Genomic DNA, 19,012 nt, shown 5'->3' on the forward strand with positions numbered 1-19,012 from the left:
TCCTGTGCTCACAGCTGGCCGACGTCGGTGACGCGGACCACGGCACGGCCTTCGGCGTCGGAGGCCGCAAGATCGATCTCGGCGCTGATACCCCAGTCGTGATCGTCGTTGGGGTCGTCGAAGATCTGCCGGACGCGCCACAGCCCGTGCTCCGGCTCCTCCTCGATCAGCAGCAGCTTGGGGCCGCGGGCGTCAGGGCCGGTGCCGAGGTCGTCGTACTCGTCCCAGTACTTGTCCATGGCCTCGCCCCAGGCCTCGGCGTCCCAGCCGGACTCGGAGTCCAGTTCGCCCAGCTCCGCCACCTGGTCGAGCGCGGCCAGTTCGACGCGGCGGAACAGCGCGTTGCGGACCAGGACCCGGAAGGCGCGCGCGTTGGAGGTGACAGGCTTGACCTGGTCGGCCTTCTCCTGAGCCTCCTCGGCCGTCATCACCTCCGGGTTGGCGAGCTGCTCCCACTCGTCCAGCAGGCTGGAGTCGACCTGACGCACCATCTCGCCGAGCCACTCGATCAGGTCCTGGAGGTCCTCGGACTTGAGGTCGTCCGGGATGTTGTGCTCAAGGGCCTTGTACGCGCCGGCCAGGTAGCGCAGCACGATGCCCTCGGTCCGGGCCAGCTCGTAGAAGGAGACCAACTCCGTGAAGGACATCGCCCGTTCGTACATGTCCCGGATCACGGACTTCGGCGACAGCGGATGGTCTCCGACCCACGGGTGGCTCTTGCGGTACGTGTCGTACGCGTGGAAGAGCAGCTCCTCCAGCGGCTTCGGGTAGGAGACGTCCTGGAGCCGCTCCATGCGCTCCTCGTACTCGACACCGTCCGCCTTCATCGCGGCCACGGCCTCACCGCGCGCCTTGTTCTGCTGGGCGGCGAGGATCTGGCGCGGATCGTCCAGCGTGGACTCCACGACGGACACCATGTCCAGCGCGTAGGACGGCGATTCGGGGTCCAGCAGCTCGAAGGCGGCGAGCGCGAAGGTGGACAGCGGCTGGTTGAGCGCGAAGTCCTGCTGAAGGTCCACGGTGAGACGGACGATGCGGCCCTCGGCGTCGGGCTGGTCCAGCTTCTCGACGATGCCGCCGTCCAGCAGCGAGCGGTAGATGGCGATCGTGCGCCGGATGTGCCGCAGCTGCTGCCTGCGCGGCTCGTGGTTGTCCTCCAGAAGGTGCCGCATGGCCTCGAAGGCGTTGCCGGGCCGGGCGATCACGGACAGCAGCATGGTGTGCGTGACCCGGAAGCGGGACGTCAGCGGCTCCGGCTCGGAGGAGATGAGCTTCTCGAAGGTGTCCTCGCTCCAGGCGACAAACCCCTCCGGCGCCTTCTTGCGGACGACCTTCCTGCGCTTCTTCGGGTCGTCGCCCGCCTTGGCGAGCGCCTTCTCGTTCTCGACGACGTGCTCGGGAGCCTGGGCCACCACGAAACCGGCCGTGTCGAAGCCCGCGCGCCCGGCGCGCCCGGCGATCTGGTGGAACTCGCGTGCGCGCAGCGTGCGTACCCGGCTGCCGTCGTACTTGGTCAGGGCGGTGAACAGCACGGTGCGGATGGGTACGTTGACGCCGACGCCCAGAGTGTCCGTGCCGCAGATGACCTTCAGCAGACCGGCCTGGGCGAGCTTCTCCACCAGGCGGCGGTACTTGGGCAGCATGCCTGCGTGGTGCACGCCGATGCCGTGCCGGACATAACGGGAGAGGTTGCTGCCGAACTTGGTGGTGAAGCGGAAGTTGCCGATCAGCTCGGCGATCTTGTCCTTCTCCTCACGCGAGCACATGTTGATGCTCATCAGCGCCTGCGCCCGCTCCACCGCCTGCGCCTGGGTGAAGTGCACGATGTAGACAGGTGCCTGCTTGGTGTCCAGCAGCTCCGTCAGCGTCTCCGTGAGCGGGGTGCGCCGGTACTCGTAGGAGAGCGGCACCGGACGCGTCGCCGAGCGGACCACCGAGGTCGGGCGGCCGGTGCGCCGGGTGAGGTCCTTCTCGAACATCGAGACGTCGCCGAGGGTGGCCGACATGAGGACGAACTGCGCCTGCGGCAGTTCGAGCAGGGGGATCTGCCAGGCCCAGCCGCGGTCCGGCTCCGCGTAGAAGTGGAACTCGTCCATGACGACCTGGCCGATGTCCGCGTGCTTGCCGTCGCGCAGCGCGATCGAGGCCAGCACCTCGGCGGTGCAGCAGATGACCGGGGCGTCGGCGTTCACGGAGGCGTCGCCGGTGAGCATGCCGACGTTCTCGGTGCCGAACAGCTTGCACAGCTCGAAGAACTTCTCCGAGACCAGCGCCTTGATCGGAGCCGTGTAGAAGGTGACCTCGTCCCTCGCCAGCGCGGCGAAGTGGGCGCCCGCGGCGATCATGCTCTTGCCGGATCCGGTGGGGGTCGACACGATCACGTTCGCACCGGAGACCACCTCGATCAGCGCCTCCTCCTGGTGGGGGTAGAGCGTGAGACCGCGCTCCTGCGCCCACGACTCGAAGGCTTCGTAGAGTGCGTCGGGGTCGGCGGTCTGCGGCAGCTGATCGATGAGGGTCACGCCCCCATCTTGCCTGGCCTTCCGGCCGATGCGGGAATCGGATGCCCGCATGAAGATCGCGAACGCTACGCTGTGTCGCCGACACGACGTCGGCGCGACGAGTCAACTGGACAGCGGCGCACGAAGAATGGGGCGGGCAGCGGCAATGATGGGACCAGCACACTCTCTCTCGGGCGCCGCGGCCTGGCTCGGCGTCGGAGCCGCCGCCACCGCGGCAGGGCATGGGATGCCCTGGCCGGTCCTGCTGTGCGGCGCGCTGATCTGCGCAGGAGCCGCGCTCGCCCCCGACCTCGACCACAAGGCCGCCACCATCTCGCGCTCCTTCGGACCGCTGTCGCGCTGGCTCTGCGAGATCGTCGACAAACTCTCCTACGCCGTCTACAAGGCCACGAAGAAGCAGGGCGATCCGCGTCGCTCCGGGGGGCACCGCACGCTCACGCACACCTGGCTGTGGGCGGTCCTGATCGGCGCGGGCGCCTCGGTGCTGGCGATCACCGGCGGGCGCTGGACGGTGCTGGCGATCCTCTTCGTCCACATGGTGCTGGCCATCGAGGGCCTGCTGTGGCGGGCGACCCGCGGTGCCAGCGCGGATGTCCTGGTGTGGCTGCTCGCCGCGACGAGCGCCTGGATCGTCGCCGGTGTCCTGGACCAGCCCGGCAACGGGGCGGACTGGCTGTTCACAGAGCCGGGCCAGGAGTACCTGTGGCTGGGCCTGCCCATCGTGCTCGGCGCGCTGGTGCACGACATCGGGGACGCGCTGACCGTCTCGGGCTGCCCGATACTGTGGCCGATCCCGGTGGGCCGCAAGCGCTGGTATCCGATCGGGCCGCCGAAGGTCATGCGGTTCAGGGCGGGGAGCTGGGTGGAGCTGAAGGTGCTGATGCCGGCGTTCATGGTGCTCGGGGGAGTGGGCGGCGCGGCGGCACTCAACGTGATCTGAGGCCCCGCACGGCGCGCGCGGAGGCGTCAGTCGGTGCCTTGACGTGTACCTTCCCCGTACCGGCGTTCGAAGCGGGCGACGCGGCCCTCGGTGTCCACCGTGCGGGCCTTGCCGGTGTAGAACGGGTGGCTCTCCGAGGAGATCTCGACGTCCACGACGGGGTAGTTCTGGCCGTCGTCCCACTCGATGGTCTGCTCGCTGGTGGCGGTGGACCGGGTCAGGAAGGCGTACCCGGCGGCGCGGTCCCGGAAGACGACCGGGTGGTAGTCGGGGTGCTTGTCCTGCTGCATGGCTGCTCCTGGTGCGGAGGTGGCATGGGCGGGGGCGTCGGGCTGGCGCGGCCGGCGTCAGCCGGACAGGGCGTCCTCGTCGACGATGTGGACGGCGGCCTCCTCGGCGGAGGCGGCCGCCCCGTCGATCCCGACGTCCGTGGCGATCAGTGCGGACTCGTCGTCCTCGTGCGCTCCCTCGTCCGGGGCGACGAGCCGCCCGGACCGGGCGCCGCCGACCTCGTTGTCAAGGAGTTCCCCGTCGGTGCCGTCGGCGTCGCCGAGGCCGTCGCCTTCGGGTACCGCCGACTCGGGCAGCTCTTCCGCCAGCCGCTGGTCCAGGGTCTCGCCCCGCACCCGCTCGGCTGCCGTCACGCCGCTGCGCTCCACCGCCCACGGCCGCTCCGGAGGGGACCAGCCCCGATCCAGGGGGTCGCTGACACCGTCGTTGTCCAGAGTGTCCTCCCCGTCGAGCAGCCCCGTGTCCTCGCGCTGCTCGGACCCGTCGGGCTGGTAGACGTCGTCTCCCCATCCGTCGGCGCTGTTCACGGGTACCTCCAGGTGGTGAGGACGGGGCCGTTCCCGCCACGGTCGGCGGCGCGCCGTCCGTACCGGGGACACAGACTGCGCCCAACGCTGTCCCGCGCACTTCGCGGACGCTCCCCGAGCCTGCGCCGCTTTCCAGCCTTCCACCCCTGTTCGCCACCGCGCAACGGCACGGGCACCGACAGGGGGCGAGCCGTCGAAGCCGCGCGGCCCGGCCAGTGGGTGCCCGGGCCGGACGGGGGGCTTCGGCCGGGACGGTGCGCGGCGACGCCGGGGGCCATCGAAGAGCGGCCGCGCGCCGCTCGCACCCTGTTGTCCCCAGGGGGCCGGGCGCCGCGAGCCGTCACCTCTCACTCATGCCACGACCTCCACAGCGCCGCGTACGCCCCGTCCGCCTCGACCAGCTCGGTATGGCTGCCCAGCTCGCTGATGCGGCCGTTCTCGACGACGGCGATGACGTCGGCGTCGTGGGCGGTGTGCAGGCGGTGGGCGATGGCTACGACGGTGCGGCCGTCGAGGACGCGGGCAAGGGACCGTTCCAGGTGACGTGCCGCGCGCGGGTCGAGGAGGGACGTAGCCTCGTCCAGGACCAGCGTGTGAGGGTCGGCCAGCACCAGCCGGGCCAGCGCGATCTGCTGGGCCTGGGCCGGGGTGAGTGCGAGCCCGCCCGAGCCGACCTCGGTGTCCAGCCCCTTCTCCAGGGCGCGCGCCCACCCGTCCGCGTCGACCGCGCCGAGCGCCGCCCACAGCTCGGCGTCGACGGCGTCGGTGCGGGCGAGCAGCAGATTGTCGCGCAGGGCGCCGACGAAGACGTGATGCTCCTGGTTGACGAGAGCCACGTGCGAGCGGACGCGTTCCGCGGGCATACGGGACAGTTCCGCGCCGCCGAGGGTGATCCGGCCGTCCCTCGGCGCGTAGATCCCGGCGAGCAGCCGGCCCAGTGTCGACTTGCCCGCGCCGGAGGGGCCCACCAGCGCCAGCCGGGTGCCGGGGGCGACGTCAAGCGACACCTTGCGCAGCACGTCGACACCCTCGACGTAACCGAAGTGCACCTGGTGGGCGTGCACGTCCCGGCCGTCGGGCGCCAGCGCCGGGTCCCCGGCGTCCGGCTCGATGTCGCGGACGCCCACGAGCCGGGCCAGCGACACCTGGGCCACCTGCAGTTCGTCGTACCAGCGCAGGATCAGCCCGACCGGATCGACGAGCATCTGCGCGATCAGCGCGCCCGTGGTCAGCTGCCCGACCCCGAGCCAGCCCTGGAGCACGAACACCCCGCCGACCATCAGGACGGACGCGAGCACGGTCACATGGGTGACGTTGATGACCGGGAACAGCACCGACCGCAGCCAGAGCGTGTAGCGCTCCCAGGCGGTCCACTCCTTGATCCGGCGCTCCGACAGTTCCACCCGGCGGTCGCCGAGCCGATGTGCCTCGACGGTGCGCCCGGCGTCCACGGTCTCGGCGAGCGCGGCGGCCACGGCGGCGTACCCGGAGGCCTCGGACCGGTAGGCCGCAGGCGCCCGGCGGAAGTACCAGCGGCACCCGATCACCAGCAGCGGCAGAGCGAGCAGCACGGCCCCGGCCAGCGGGGGTGCCGTGACGACCAGGCCGCCCAGCAGCAGGGCCACCCACACCACACCGATCGCCAGCTGGGGAACGGCCTCGCGCATGGCGTTGGCGAGCCGGTCGATGTCGGTGGTGATCCGGGACAGGAGATCACCCGTTCCCGCCCGCTCCAGGACTCCCGGCGGCAGCCCGACCGACCGCACGAGGAAGTCCTCGCGCAGCTCGGCCAGCATCCGCTCGCCGAGCATCGCGCCGCGCAACCGCACCTCACGCACGAACACGGCCTGCACGACCAGGGCGATCAGGAAGAACGTCACCGTGAGGCCCAGGTCCAGCTCGCGCGCGTCGTCCGAGACCCGCTCGACCAGACCGCCCAGCAGGTAGGGGCCGACCATGGAGGCGATCACGGCGATCGTGTTGACGACGACGAGGAGCAGGAGCGCCCGGCGGTGCCGGCGGAACAGTTCGGCCACGTAGGCGCGCACGGTCGCGGGGGCACCGACGGGCAGGGTGTGCGCCGTCGTCGGGGCCGCCGGGTCGTACGCCGGTGGCGCCACGCCGATCATGCTGTCTCCTCGATCTCGTCCAGTTCGTCCAGCTCGTCCAGTTCATCCAGCTTGTTGAGTTCGTCGGCGTCGAACTCGGCGAGTACGCCGCTCAGCGCGGCGGCCTCCTCTTCGGTCTCCCGGGTCACCACGGTCCGGTACCGGGGCTCCTCGTGCACCAGGTCCCGGTGCACACCGACCGCGGCGACCTCGCCCTCGTGGACGAGCACCACCCGGTCCGCGCGGTCCAGCAGCAGCGGCGAGGAGGTGAACACGACCGTCGTGCGCCCGGCCCGCAGCTCGCGCACGCCTTCCGCGATCCGTGCCTCGGTGTGGGAGTCGACGGCGGACGTCGGTTCGTCCAGGACGAGCACCTCCGGGTCGGTGATGAGCGACCGGGCGAGGGCGAGCCGCTGGCGCTGGCCACCGGAGAGGGAGCGCCCGCGTTCGGTGATCCGGGCGTCCATCGGGTCGTCGGCGTCGAGCGAGCCCTGCACGAGCGCCGTCAGCACGTCCTCGCACTGCGCGGCCGCCAGCGCCTCGTCCGGGCGGACGTTCCCGGACGCGGGGACGTCGAGCAGGTCGCGCAGGGAGCCCGAGAGCAGGACGGGATCCTTGTCCTGGACCAGGACGGCCGTCCGCGCGCGATCCAGCGGCAGTTCGTCGAGCGCAACCCCGCCGAGCAGCACCGGCGTACCCGCCTCCGAGGGGTGGCCGCCGAGCCGCTCGGCCAGCCGCCCCGCCGCGTCGGGGTCGCCGCACACCACGGCCGTGAACCGACCGGACGGCGCGAGCAGACCGGTGACCGGGTCGTACAGGTCCCCCGAGGGCAGGTTCCCGGAAGGCAGGTCGGAGGGCAGGTCCCCGGACGGCAGGTCGCCTGGTTGCGAGCCCGCATATGAGCCCGCTGAGTCCGTGCGCACGCCCCCGGGGGATGGCTCAGCAGAGTCCTCACGCGCTCCCTCGGCGTCCGTGGCCCGCTCCAGGGACAGCACACGGGCCGCCCGTTTGGCGGAGGGCCGCGAGAACGAATAGGCCATCGCGATCTCTTCGAAGTGCCGCAAGGGATAGGTGAGGAGCATGACAGAGCTGTAGACGGTGACGAGTTCCCCGACGGTGATGCGGCCCTGCCGGGCCAGATGCACGCCGTACCAGACGACCGTGATCAGCAGCAGGCCGGGCAGCAGCACCTGGATCGCCGAGATCAGCGACCACATTCGCGCGTTGTGCACGGCCGCGTGACGGACTTCCTGGGAGGCGCGGCGGTAGCGGTCGAGGAACAGTTCCTCACCGCCGATGCCGCGCAGGACGCGCAGCCCGGCGACGGTGTCCGAGGCGAGTTCGGTGGCGTACCCCGCCTTCTCCCGCTGGACGTCGGCACGCCGGGTCGCGCGGGGGAGCAGGGGCAGTACGGCCACCGCCAGCACCGGAAGGCCGACGGCGACGACGACGCCGAGGGCCGGCTGGTAGACGACGAGGCCGATACAGACCAGCACGATCGTGACGGCAGCCGCGGTGAAGCGGGACACCGCCTCCACGAACCAGCCGATCTTCTCGACGTCACCGGTGGATACCGCGACGACCTCGCCGGCCGCGACCCGCCGGGTCAGGGCGGAACCCAGATGCGCGGCCTTGCGGGCCAGAAGTTGCTGGACCCGGGCGGCCGCCGTGATCCAGTTGGTGACGGCGGCCCGGTGCAGGAAGGTGTCGCCGAGGGCGTTGCCCGCGCACGCCAGCACCATCAGCCCGCCGGCGAGGGCGAGCCGCTCCCCGGAGCCGTCGACCACGGCCTGGACGGCGAAGCCGACGCAGAACGGCAGCGAGGAGACCGAGACGAAGTGCACCAGGCCCCAGGTCAGGGCGATGAGCTGGCCGCGCAACTGGTTCCGGCCCAGCCACCACAGGAACCGCGGCCCCGAACGCGCGTCCGGCACACCAGGGTCGGGGTACGGAAGGTCTTGAATCTGCATGACGTCCCAGTGGCTCTTGTCAGGGCGGAAGGGGTGCGAGCGCGGAGCGCGCGGGTGGGCACCAAGCCGTGAAAGGCTCGCGCCACAGGCAGGTCGGAGGCAACCGGTTTTCCGGACCATCGCGCAGAACCGGCTACAGCCCGTCCCCTCGCGTGGCCCCCCGCCCCAGAGGCCTCATTGCGGGTGAGCCCTACTCGCCGTAGAACACCGGTCCCCGCGGAGTTCGGCACCGACTGGCACGATCCGGTCACCCGAGGGCTGCGAGGCACCAGCCACTGAGGCCGGCAGGAAGCTCGCCCCCCAGTTCGGTCGCCCAAGACTCGGAAACGGACCGCGCGCTGCCCTTCTCACCCGAGGGCAGCGCGCGGTCCCTTGCGTGGGCAAAAGGATTCAGCACTGCCCCTCACCGCCGCTCCCGCCGTCCACCAACGTGTCCAGGAGCGTCCCCAGCACCCGCCGTTCCACATCCGTCAGCGGCGCCAGGATCTCCTCCGCCGCCGACCTCCGCGCCCCGTGCAGCTCGCGCAGCGTCTCGCGTCCGTGGTCCGTCAGTTCGATCCGGATCACCCGGCGGTTGGTCGGATCGGGTGCCCGGCGCACCTGGCCGTTCGCCTCCAGCCCGTCGACCAGCGTGGTCACGGCCCTCGGGACGACCTCCAGCCGCCCGGCCAGGTCGGCCATGCGAGGTGGTGCGTCGTACTCCCCGAGGGTGCGCAGCAGGCGGGACTGGGCTGGAGTGATGCCAAGGATGCGCTGCTGGAGATGGCGCTTCTGGATCCGGTGCACCCGGCGGGTGAGCCGCAGCAACTGCTCGGCGAGCAGTCCGTCGGGATCGGGCGTGGTCATGCGGGAACAATATCAGGACGCCGTTCATTGTGAGTATAGGTAACAATGAGCTACGCTCCATTCAGTCAGCGTCGACTCATCTACGTAGGAGCCCATGAAGCCCGACCATGAACCCGCCTGGACGCCGCCTGCCGACAGTCAGGAGCAGCCGCGGCAGGTGCGCCGCATCCTCAAGCTCTTCCGCCCCTACCGAGGCCGGCTCGCCGTCGTGGGCCTGCTCGTGGCCGCCGCGTCGGTCGTATCGGTCGCCACGCCCTTCCTGTTGAAGGCGATCCTGGACACGGCCATCCCCGAGGGCCGCACCGGCCTCCTCACCCTGCTGGCCCTCGGTATGATCCTCAGTGCCGTCCTGACCAGCGTTTTCGGCGTCCTGCAGACCCTCATCTCCACCACCGTCGGCCAGCGCGTCATGCACGACCTGCGCACCGCGGTCTACGGCCGCCTGCAGCGCATGTCCCTCGCCTTCTTCACCCGCACCCGGACCGGCGAGGTCCAGTCCCGCATCGCCAACGACATCGGCGGCATGCAGGCGACCGTCACCTCCACCGCCACCTCCCTGGTCTCCAACTTCACCAGCGTCGTCGCCACGGTCGTCGCGATGCTCGCCCTGGACTGGCGGCTGACCGTCGTCTCGCTGCTTCTGCTGCCGGTGTTCGTGTGGATCAGCCGCAGGGTCGGCGACGAGCGCAGAAAGATCACCACCCAGCGCCAGAAGCAGATGGCCACGATGGCGGCCACGGTCACCGAGTCGCTCTCGGTCAGCGGCATCCTGCTCGGCCGGACCATGGGTCGTGCCGAGTCGCTGACGCAGTCCTTCGCGGACGAGTCGGACCGCCTGGTGAACCTCGAAGTGCGGTCGAACATGGCAGGTCGCTGGCGGATGGCGGTCATCACGATCGTCATGGCCGCCATGCCGGCCGTCATCTACTGGACCGCGGGCCTCGTCCTCCATGTCGGCGGCCCCGGCGTCTCCATCGGCACGATCGTCGCCTTCGTCTCCCTTCAGCAGGGCCTGTTCCGCCCGACGGTCAGCCTGTTGAGCACCGGAGTGCAGATCCAGACGTCGCTGGCCCTGTTCCAGCGCATCTTCGAGTACCTGGACCTGCCCGTCGACATCACCGAACGCGAGCGGCCGACCCACCTCGACCGGGTCAGGGGTGAGGTCCGCTTTGAGAGCGTCGAGTTCCGCTACGACGGCAAGGGCGGCCCGATCCTCGACGGCATCGACCTCACCGTCCCGGCCGGCGGCAGCCTCGCGATCGTCGGCCCGACCGGCGCCGGAAAGTCAACGCTGGGCTACCTCGTGCCGCGGCTGTACGACGTCACGGGCGGCCGTGTCACCCTCGACGGGGTCGACGTCCGTGACCTCGACTTCGACACCCTCGCGCGAGCGGTCGGCGTCGTCTCCCAGGAGACGTACCTCTTCCATGCCTCGGTCGCCGATAACCTCCGCTTCGCCAAGCCCGACGCCACCGACGAGGAACTGCACGCGGCTGCCGGAGCGGCCCAGATCCACGACCACATCGCGGCCCTGCCCGACGGCTACGACACGATCGTCGGCGAGCGCGGCCACCGCTTCTCCGGCGGCGAGAAGCAGCGCCTGGCCATCGCGCGCACCATCCTGCGCGATCCGCCCGTGCTGATCCTCGACGAGGCGACGAGCGCGCTGGACACCCGCACCGAGCACGCCGTCCAGCAGGCGATCGACGCCCTGTCGGCCAACCGGACGACGCTCACGATCGCGCACCGGCTGTCCACTGTCCGGGGCGCCGACCAGATCCTCGTCCTGGACTCCGGCAGTGCGGTCGAGCGGGGGACGCACGAGGAACTGCTGGAACTGGACGGGAGGTATGCGGCGCTGGTCCGGCGGGACGCCCAACTGGAGCCGACAAGATGAAGATATGCCGGATTTGTGGCGATATGCGGGTTACCGTGCCCGCATGCAGATGAACACTCCGCCACGGAGCACGACTCGCACGATTCGACTGACGCGCCGGGGCCGTGCCGCCCTCGTCGCGACCGGAGCCGTCGTGGCAGGCACCGCCGTGGCGGTGCCGCTGCTGACCCTCGGAGGCGAGGAAAAGCCGGCCAAGCCGGCCACGCTGGTGATCCCGGAGGGTTGGCGAGCCGGCCAGGTCTACGCCGCCATCGACAAAGCCCTTGCCCTGCCCGCCGGCACCACGAGGAAGGCCGTTCCCCGAGCCCACCTCCAACTGCCGAACGACGCAGAGGGCAACCCCGAGGGCTATCTCTTCCCGGCCACCTATCCGCTGCCGGAGGGGACGACGCCGGAGAAGGTGCTGGCCACGATGGTCGACACCGCCAACAAGAAGTTCAACGGGGCGCCGGTCGCCGCCGGTGCGCAGCGCAACGCCATGAATGTCTATCAGGCGGTCACCATCGCCAGCATCGCTCAGGCCGAGGCCGCCACCAAGGCCGACATGGGGAAGGTCGCCCGAGTCGTCTTCAACCGGCTGGAGCGCGGAATGCCGCTCCAGATGGACTCCACCATCAACTATGCGCTGAACCGCCACACGCTCAAGACGACGCTCGGCGACACGCGTATCGACAGCCCTTACAACTCGTACCAGCGCATGGGTCTGCCGCCCACGCCCATCGACAACCCCGGCGAGCAGGCGGTGCGCGCCGCGATCAACCCGACCCAGGGGGACTGGCTGTACTTCGTCACGGTCAAGCCGGGCGACACCCGCTTCACGGCCGACTACGCGCAGCACCAGCGCAACGTCACCGAGTTCAACGCTCACCAGAGGAGTCAGAGCCCGGCACGCTGAGCCGACGGGACATCATGACCGGCCCTGCCGCGGCGTGGGCGGCCTGGTGTCCCGTAGGAGCGGAGGGGTCACGCGGCGACCGACTCTCCCTGCTCCCCCAGCTCTCCGCGCCCTCCCCGCTCCCTTTCATCCCTTTCGTCCCTGTCTTCCTTGTCCCCGCTGTCCTCCCTCTCCTCCGTCTTCGCCAGCAAGCGGCTGATCTCCCGCACCGCCGCCCGGCCCGCCCGGTTGGCGCCGATGGTGCTGGCCGACGGGCCGTAGCCGACGAGATGGACCCGGGGGTCGGCGACCGCACGGGTCCCGTCCACCCGGATGCCGCCGCCCGGCTCGCGCAGCCGTAGGGGCGTGAGGTGTTCGATGGCGGGCCGGAAGCCGGTCGCCCAGAGGATGACGTCGGCGTCGACGTGCCGTCCGTCCTTCCACTCCACGCCGTCCGGAGTGATCCGGTCGAACATCGGCTGCCGGTCCAGCACCCCGTCGGCCAGACCCTGCCGAACGGCGTCGTTCAGCGGCAGCCCGGTCACCGAGACCACACTCCGCGGCGGCAGCCCCTGCCGTACGCGCTCCTCGACGAGTGCCACCGCCGCGCGTCCCGCGTTCTCGTCGAACGGTCCCTCACGGAAGACCGGCGGCCTGCGGGTCACCCAGGTGGTGGCGGCCGCGTACGGGGCGATCTCCAGCAGATGCTGCGTGCCGGAGGCCCCACCGCCCACCACGACCACCCGCTGACCGGCGAACTCCTCGGGCCCGGGATACTCCGCGGTGTGCAACTGCCGTCCGCCGAAGGTCTCCTGGCCCGGGTAGCGCGGCCAGAAGGGCCGGTCCCAGGTCCCAGTCGCGTTGATCAGCGCCCGTGCGGCCCAGTCCCCGGCGGAGGTCTCGACAAGGAGCCGCCCGTCGGCGCCCTCCCGGACCGCCCGTACGTCGACCGGCCGCCGCACCCGCAGGTCGAACTCCCGCTCGTACGCGGCGAAGTACTCCCGGATCACCTCGGAGGACGGCCGCGCCGGATCGGCGCCCGTCAGCTCCCTCCCCGGCAGCGCGTGCATCCCGTGCACCCTGCCGTACGTCAGCGAGGGCCAGCGGAACTGCCAGGCGCCGCCAGGTCCGGGGGAGTGGTCCAGCACCACGAAGTCACGGTCCGGCTCGAACCCGCTCCGCCGCAGGTGATAGGCGCCGGCCAAACCTGCCTGACCAGCGCCTATGACGACAACCTCGACCTCGCGCGTGTTGTTCACATTTCTACGAACAGCGCCACGGCCGTGGATCTTCCCGCGGGGTAACCAGGGCGATCCGGGCGACCAGGGGAATCAGCGCGCGACCGATGGAATCAAGGCGACCCGACCCGGGAAATCGAGGCGACCGGGGCCATCGGATCACCGTCCGCTCGACACGAGCAGGGGCGCACCCGCCGCCCCGGGCGTGCCGCCCAACAGCCCCCGCGCCGCCAGCTCCGGGATCACGCCCTCCCCGAACCAGTACGCCTCCTCCAGATGCGGATAGCCGGAGAGCACGAAGTGCTCGACGCCCAGCGCGTGGTACTCCGCGATCCGTTCGGCGACCTCGGCATGACTGCCGACCAGCGCTGTCCCGGCCCCGCCACGGACGAGGCCGACGCCCGCCCAGAGGTTCGGGTAGATCTCCAGCTGCTCCCGCGAGCCCCCGTGCAGCGCCAGCATCCGCCGCTGCCCCACCGACTCGCTGCGCCCGAGCGTCGCCTGCGCCGCGGCGATCGTGTCGGCGTCGAGGTCGTCCAGCAACCGGTGTGCCACCGCCCAGGCCTCGGCGGAGGTGTCGCGCGAGACGGTGTGGAGCCGGATGCCGAAGCGGACCGTGCGGCCCTCCCGGCGGGCCAGCGTGCGGATCCAGCCGATCTTCTCCCCGACCTGGGCGGGCGGCTCCCCCCAGGTCAGATAGACATCGGCATGCCGTGCCGCGACCGGCCCGGCCGCGGCCGAGGACCCGCCGAAGAACAGTTCCGGCAGCGGGTCGGGCGGCAGCGCGGTCAGTCCGCCCTCGACGTCGTAGTGCTTGCCGTGGAAGTCGTACGGCCGGCCCTGCCACACCCCGCGAACGACCGACAGGAACTCGTCGGTGCGGGAGTACCGCTCGTCGTGGTCGAGGTGGTCGCCGAAGCGGCGCTGCTCGGCGGAGTCGCCGCCGGTGACGACGTTGAGCAGCAGCCGCCCGCGGGTGAGGCGCTGGTAGGTCGACGCCATCTGCGCGGCGAGGGTCGGCGAGATCACCCCGGGCCGGAAGGCGACCAGGAACTTCAGCCGCTCGGTGTGCTGGGCGAGGGCCACCGTGGTCAGCCAGGCGTCCTCGCACCAGGTGCCGGTCGGCGTCAGTACCGCCTCGAAGCCCAACCGCTCGGCCGCCTTGGCGATCTGGACGAGATAGTCCAGGTCGGGGGCGCGGACCCCGCCGACCTTCCTGGCGGCGCCGGAGTTGTTCGCGGCGTACGCGTGCCGGTCCACGAGCGTGCGGCCGTCGCCGCCCGTCGGCAGGAACCAGTGGAGACGAACGGCCATGTCACTTCTCCTTGTAGACGCGGGGAGCGGTGCTCGACGGCGGCAGGTCGCCGTTGTAGCGGGTGTCCACGAACGCGCCGAAGTCGACCTTGCTTGCGATCAGCTTCAGGTCGGCGAAGGCGTCCACGATCTCCTGCTCGGACTTGATCAGCGGTGCGTCGACGGCGACCGGTACCCGCGTGCCGTTGGAGCGCTTGACCGAGGCCAGCGCCACCTCGTAGGGCAGCCCGGTGTCCTTGGCCCACACCTTCGCCCATTCCTCCGGGTGCTCGTGGACCCAGTCCTGGGCGCGTCGAAGGCGGTCAAGGTAGTCGTCGATCGCCGCCGCCTTGGCCTTGTCCCGCAGAGCGCCGGGAGCGGCCACCTGGAAGGTCAGGCCGTTGGTCACGCCCTGGCCCGTGGTCAGGACGCGGCCCTGCTTGGCCTGGAGCACCTGCGAGGTGTACGGATCCCAGACGGCCCACGCGTCGACCTTGCCGCTGGTGAACGCCGCCAGCGCGTCCGCCGGCTGGAGGTACTTCACCTGTACGTCGCTCAGCGCGAGTCCGGCCTTCCGCAGCGAGGCGACCAACTGGTAGTGCGCGGACGACCCCTGGGCGACGGCAACGGACCTGCCCTTGAGCTGCTCGGTGCCGGTGAGCTTCGACTCGTTCGGTACGAGGAGGGCGTCGCCGTCGGACGTGCCGTGCCAGGCGGCCACGACCGTGATCTTCGAGCCGGCGCCGGCCGCGAACACCGGCGGGGTGTTGCCGACTCCGCCGATGTCGACGGCCTTCGCGTTCACGGCCTCCAGCAGCGGCGGGCCGGAGGTGAAGGTGGACCACTTGATCTTGTAGTCGAGGTCGTCGAGTTCACCGGCGGCCCGCAGCAGCGCCTCGGAACCACCTTTCTGGTCACCCACGTCGAGGGTCAGGGAGCCCTCGCTGTCGGTGTCCGAGCCGGAGTCGGCCGCGGAGCTGCCTCCGCAGGCGGTGAGCAGGAGGGCCAGGGGCAGGAGCAGGGCGGCCGGGGCGAGGCGTGGTCGGCGTGGTCGCATGCTGGATCCGTTCATGGTCAGTTGCGGAAGTGGCTGTTGAGGGAGTGCCTGTTGAGGAAGTGCCTGTTGAGGGCGTTGCCAGGCAGGGCACGTCGGTGACGGCCCGAGGACGTCAGGCGGCTTCGACACCGAGGCGCTGAAGCAGTCCCGCACGCAGCTCGGCGAACCGGGGGTCGGCGATGTCGCGCGGACGGTCCAGCTCGATCCGCTGCTCGTGGGCGATCACGCCCCCGTCCATCACCAGAACACGGTCGGCGAGCAGTACGGCCTCCTCGACGTCGTGCGTGACCAGCAGCACCGCGCAGCCGCGCCGCTGCCACAACTCACCCACCAGGCGCTGGGCGTTGACCCGGGTGAGCGCGTCGAGGGCGCCGAAGGGCTCGTCGAGCAGCAGCAGATCGGGCTCGCGCACCAGGGCACGGGCCAGCGAGGCCCGCTGGGCCTCACCGCCGGACAGCGTCTTGGGCCAGGCGTTCGTACGGTGACTCAGGCCTACCTCTTCGAGGGCGCGCTCGGCGACGGCGCGGTCGGGCCTGCCGGGCAGCCCGAGCAGGACGTTGCGCCACACCTTCTTCCAGGGCATCAGCCGCGGCGCCTGGAAGGCGACGGCCTTGCGGCGCGGCACCAGTACGGTGCCCTCGATGTCACGGTCGAGTCCGGCGAGGATGCGCAGCAGGGTGGACTTGCCGCAGCCGCTGCGGCCGAGCAGGGCCACGAACTCGCCCCGCTCCACCTCCAGTCGAAGGTCGCCGATGACGGCGCGGCCGTCGAAGGACCGGGTGAGCCCCTGGACGTGCACCGCCGTGCGGGTGCTCACCGGCCGGTGAACGTCGGTCGCCATTGCAGCAGCAGCCTTTCGAGGGAACGGACGACGAAGTCGGCCAGCAGGCCGAGGAAGGCGTAGACGATCAGGCAGACCACGATCACGTCGGTACGCAGGAAGTCCCGTGCCTGCACCATGAGGAAGCCGATCCCCGCGTCCGCGTTGATCTGCTCGGCGAAGACCAGCGCGAGCCAGGCGATGCCCAGCGAGTAGCGCAGGCCGGTCAGCGCACCGGGCAGCGCGCCCGGCAGGACGACATGCCGCACCAACCCCCACCGGGACAACCCGAGCGACTCACCCGCCTCGATGAGCTGGGAGTCGACTGCGCGGATACCGGCGTAGACGTTGAGGTACAGCGGGAAGGTCACGCCCAGCGTGATGACGGCGACCTTGGGCGCCTCGCCGATGCCGAACCAGATGATGAACAGCGGGATGAGCCCGACGAAGGGCACAGTCCGCAGCATCTGCACCGAGGCGTCCACCAGGTCCTCGCCGATCCTGAACAACCCGGAGACCAGGGCGAGTCCGGTGCCGATCAGGGTGCCCAGCAGCAGTCCGCCCGCCACGCGCTGCAGCGAGGTCGCCATGGCGGAGGGCAGCGAACCGTCGGCGATCAGATCGCCGCCGACCTGGGCGATACGGCCCGGTGAGGCCAGCACGTCGGCGGTCAGCACGCCGGTTGTGCTGAGGAGTTGCCACAACGCCAGCAGGATGAGTGGGCCGGTGGTGCGGCGGAGCCAGCGGGGGACGCGGGTGCGGCGGGAGGAGGCGGGGAGCAGGGGTTCGAGGCGGAGGTCGAGGTGTGGGCCGGAGTCCGCGGCCTTGGTGGGAGGAGCTGATCGCTCAGGTGATATAGGCGAAATATCGGGTTCAGGAGAGTTGGGTGGGGCATGGCTGATGCTCATGGCTGCTCCAGGGCGATACGACGACGGAGTGGGCCGACGACGGAGTGGGCCGGCGACACAGCGACGTGGCGACACGGCGGGAAGCAAGGAGGGAGCCCTCTGTGCTCCCGCTCACGGCAGGATCAGTTCACCCACCCGGGGCAGGGGCGGACACAGAGGCAACGAGAAGGAAGAAGGGCGTCAGCAGCCGCGACGACACGCGGCGGAGGCCACCCGCAGCAGGTCGATGTGACCGCGCGTGGTGAGCAGAGCTGAACGCAACATGCCGCTGAACGTAGCCAGATGGCATGTTCGCGGTCAATGGCCGTCTCGCGAAGTGGACCCTTCGTATCAGCGTCCGGGCGACCGTCCGGGCACGGAGGTCGAGATACGAGTCAGCCATGGGTCAGGATGGGACACATGTCAGACGCGTTCACCACCCGAGTCCTTCAGGTCTCCTCCGGCACCGAGGAGACGGTCGTCGACCTGACCCGTGACTGCGAGTCCTTCCTGGGGGAGGTGGCCGCGGGCCGCGACGGCCTGCTCAACGTCTTCGTCCCCCACGCGACCGCCGGGATCGCCGTCATCGAGACAGGTGCCGGCAGTGACGACGATCTCCTCACCGCCCTGCACACCCTGCTCCCCGCCGACGACCGCTGGCAGCACCGCCATGGCAGCCCCGGCCACGGCCGCGACCACGTCCTCCCGGCGATCGTCCCGCCCCACGCGACCCTGCCGGTCGTCGGCGGGCGGCTGGAGCTGGGGACGTGGCAGTCGGTGTGCCTGGTGGACACCAACCGGGACAACCCCAACCGGCAGGTGCGGTTGAGCTTCCTGGGCTGACCGAACCCTACGAGCGGCCGATCACCCGAGGATCAGCGGAAGTCTCGCCCCCAGCCCTCCCGCTGCACCCAGCCCTCCCGCCCCGCCTGCCGCTCCCGCTGCACCCAGCCCTCCCGCCCCCGCCGCACCCAGCTCGGCCTCCTCCGCACCGGTCGGCCCCCGCCGCCCGGTCCCCACGAGCAGCGCGTCCTTGTCGGAGAACGACGTGGGGAACGCGCCCCCGGCGATCTCCTCCAGCATCGCGCGGCTCCGGGCGAGCCCCTCCGCGGGTGGCTCCGCCAGATGCGGGAGGTGCGCGATCAGGTCGAGGTGGTGCAGCGTCCACTCCAGGACGTACGCCGAGAGGTAGTCGCCCGCGGTGAGGACCTGGTCGCGCGTGCTGACCCGGAGACCGGGGTCGGCGAGCCCGGCGGCGCGCCCGGCGGCGGAGCCGACGTCGTCGAGGTGGAACTTGAGCAGCCACGGCTCCTGGTACGCCGCCGCCAGCCGGACGATCAGCGCGTCGAGCGGGTCATCGCCGGTCGGAGGCGTGTCGGCGACCTCCCAGTAGGTCACCGCGTCGCGGGTCGGTGGCGCCTCGGTGGGCGTCGCCAGAGTGATCAGGACGTCCTGGGCGTCGATGACCAGATGGCACACCAGGTCCCGGACGAGCCAGCCGGCGTAGCCCGACGGCCGCGCGAAGTCCTCGTCCGCGAGCTCGGCGACCGCCGCGCGCAACGCCGCCCATGACGGTGAGAAGAGATCCACGTCGGGACCGTAGTGCGGTGCCGCGCGGGCGTACAAGCGCCTTCCCGGCAGTCGTGGCCACCCATCCGAATGGTTGAATACTCAACCGATTACACTTTCCACGTGGTGGACGAGGCGTGGTCGCTGACCGCGTGGAATGGGCGGAAGGTGAT

The 19,012-nt window shown here is 70.8% G+C and carries 17 protein-coding genes; 4 read left to right on the top strand and 13 right to left on the bottom strand.

Annotation, left to right across the window (positions count from 1 at the left end; translation table 11 throughout):
- Positions 1–8 precede the first annotated feature (8 nt).
- Positions 9–2,522, bottom strand: a complete 2,514-nt coding sequence (locus tag ACFV6X_RS32275; RefSeq protein ID WP_385389674.1) for a DEAD/DEAH box helicase — start codon at positions 2,520–2,522, stop codon at positions 9–11.
- Positions 2,523–2,667: 145 nt separating this feature from the next.
- On the opposite strand from ACFV6X_RS32275, the gene ACFV6X_RS32280 reads away from it, so the two are divergent.
- The gene (locus ACFV6X_RS32280) at positions 2,668–3,462 is read left to right on the top strand and encodes a metal-dependent hydrolase (protein WP_385389675.1); all 795 of its coding nucleotides are present in this window, start codon (positions 2,668–2,670) and stop codon (positions 3,460–3,462) included.
- Between the two features lie 26 nt (positions 3,463–3,488).
- Here the strand turns inward: ACFV6X_RS32280 and ACFV6X_RS32285 are convergent, their stop codons facing one another.
- The 5 genes from ACFV6X_RS32285 to ACFV6X_RS32305 all read right to left on the bottom strand — a co-directional run bounded on the left by ACFV6X_RS32285 (position 3,489) and on the right by ACFV6X_RS32305 (position 9,204).
- Positions 3,489–3,752 (bottom strand): type B 50S ribosomal protein L31, encoded by a 264-nt coding sequence (locus ACFV6X_RS32285; protein WP_385389677.1) that lies wholly within the window; start codon positions 3,750–3,752, stop codon positions 3,489–3,491.
- 57 nt (positions 3,753–3,809) lie between these two features.
- A complete protein-coding gene (locus ACFV6X_RS32290; protein WP_385389679.1) occupies positions 3,810–4,280 on the bottom strand; it encodes a DUF5709 domain-containing protein in 471 nt (156 codons plus the stop codon).
- Between the two features lie 347 nt (positions 4,281–4,627).
- On the bottom strand, positions 4,628–6,409 hold the full coding sequence (locus tag ACFV6X_RS32295) for an ABC transporter ATP-binding protein (RefSeq protein ID WP_385389680.1): 1,782 nt from the start codon (positions 6,407–6,409) through the stop codon (positions 4,628–4,630).
- Positions 6,406–8,358, bottom strand: a complete 1,953-nt coding sequence (locus ACFV6X_RS32300; protein ID WP_385389681.1) for an ABC transporter ATP-binding protein — start codon at positions 8,356–8,358, stop codon at positions 6,406–6,408. The genes ACFV6X_RS32295 and ACFV6X_RS32300 overlap by 4 nt, the downstream gene beginning before the upstream one ends.
- A gap of 390 nt (positions 8,359–8,748) precedes the next feature.
- Complete coding sequence (locus ACFV6X_RS32305; protein ID WP_385389683.1) at positions 8,749–9,204, bottom strand: MarR family winged helix-turn-helix transcriptional regulator; 456 nt, start codon at positions 9,202–9,204, stop codon at positions 8,749–8,751.
- Positions 9,205–9,298: 94 nt separating this feature from the next.
- Here ACFV6X_RS32305 and ACFV6X_RS32310 point away from each other — a divergent pair, with 94 nt between their 5' ends.
- A complete protein-coding gene (locus ACFV6X_RS32310; RefSeq protein WP_385389685.1) occupies positions 9,299–11,101 on the top strand; it encodes an ABC transporter ATP-binding protein in 1,803 nt (600 codons plus the stop codon).
- A gap of 43 nt (positions 11,102–11,144) precedes the next feature.
- Entirely contained in the window at positions 11,145–11,996 is an 852-nt protein-coding gene (mltG, locus tag ACFV6X_RS32315; protein WP_385389687.1) for an endolytic transglycosylase MltG, read from the top strand.
- Positions 11,997–12,064: 68 nt separating this feature from the next.
- On the opposite strand, the gene ACFV6X_RS32320 is transcribed toward mltG, so the two are convergent.
- The 6 genes from ACFV6X_RS32320 to ACFV6X_RS32345 form a co-directional block, all read right to left on the bottom strand.
- Complete coding sequence (locus tag ACFV6X_RS32320; RefSeq protein ID WP_385389689.1) at positions 12,065–13,234, bottom strand: NAD(P)-binding domain-containing protein; 1,170 nt, start codon at positions 13,232–13,234, stop codon at positions 12,065–12,067.
- A 138-nt stretch (positions 13,235–13,372) separates the two neighbouring features.
- Positions 13,373–14,527, bottom strand: coding sequence for an LLM class flavin-dependent oxidoreductase (locus ACFV6X_RS32325; RefSeq protein WP_385389691.1), 1,155 nt, complete (start codon positions 14,525–14,527; stop codon positions 13,373–13,375).
- Between the two features lies 1 nt (position 14,528).
- On the bottom strand, positions 14,529–15,563 hold the full coding sequence (locus ACFV6X_RS32330) for an ABC transporter substrate-binding protein (protein ID WP_385389692.1): 1,035 nt from the start codon (positions 15,561–15,563) through the stop codon (positions 14,529–14,531).
- A 112-nt stretch (positions 15,564–15,675) separates the two neighbouring features.
- Positions 15,676–16,404 carry an ABC transporter ATP-binding protein gene (locus ACFV6X_RS32335; RefSeq protein WP_385389694.1) on the bottom strand — a complete coding sequence of 243 codons (729 nt, stop codon included), beginning with the start codon at positions 16,402–16,404 and terminating at the stop codon, positions 15,676–15,678.
- Positions 16,377–17,291 carry an ABC transporter permease gene (locus ACFV6X_RS32340; RefSeq protein ID WP_385389696.1) on the bottom strand — a complete coding sequence of 305 codons (915 nt, stop codon included), beginning with the start codon at positions 17,289–17,291 and terminating at the stop codon, positions 16,377–16,379. The genes ACFV6X_RS32335 and ACFV6X_RS32340 overlap by 28 nt, the downstream gene beginning before the upstream one ends.
- 180 nt (positions 17,292–17,471) lie before the next feature.
- A complete protein-coding gene (locus ACFV6X_RS32345; protein ID WP_349817350.1) occupies positions 17,472–17,555 on the bottom strand; it encodes a putative leader peptide in 84 nt (27 codons plus the stop codon).
- Between the two features lie 135 nt (positions 17,556–17,690).
- Here ACFV6X_RS32345 and ACFV6X_RS32350 point away from each other — a divergent pair, with 135 nt between their 5' ends.
- Entirely contained in the window at positions 17,691–18,113 is a 423-nt protein-coding gene (locus tag ACFV6X_RS32350; RefSeq protein ID WP_365450186.1) for a YjbQ family protein, read from the top strand.
- 21 nt (positions 18,114–18,134) lie between these two features.
- On the opposite strand, the gene ACFV6X_RS32355 is transcribed toward ACFV6X_RS32350, so the two are convergent.
- Entirely contained in the window at positions 18,135–18,860 is a 726-nt protein-coding gene (locus ACFV6X_RS32355; RefSeq protein WP_385389698.1) for a maleylpyruvate isomerase N-terminal domain-containing protein, read from the bottom strand.
- Positions 18,861–19,012: the final 152 nt, after the last annotated feature.

Origin of the sequence: Streptomyces sp. NPDC059861, assembly GCF_042731435.1 — a bacterium.
GTDB lineage: Bacteria > Actinomycetota > Actinomycetes > Streptomycetales > Streptomycetaceae > Streptomyces.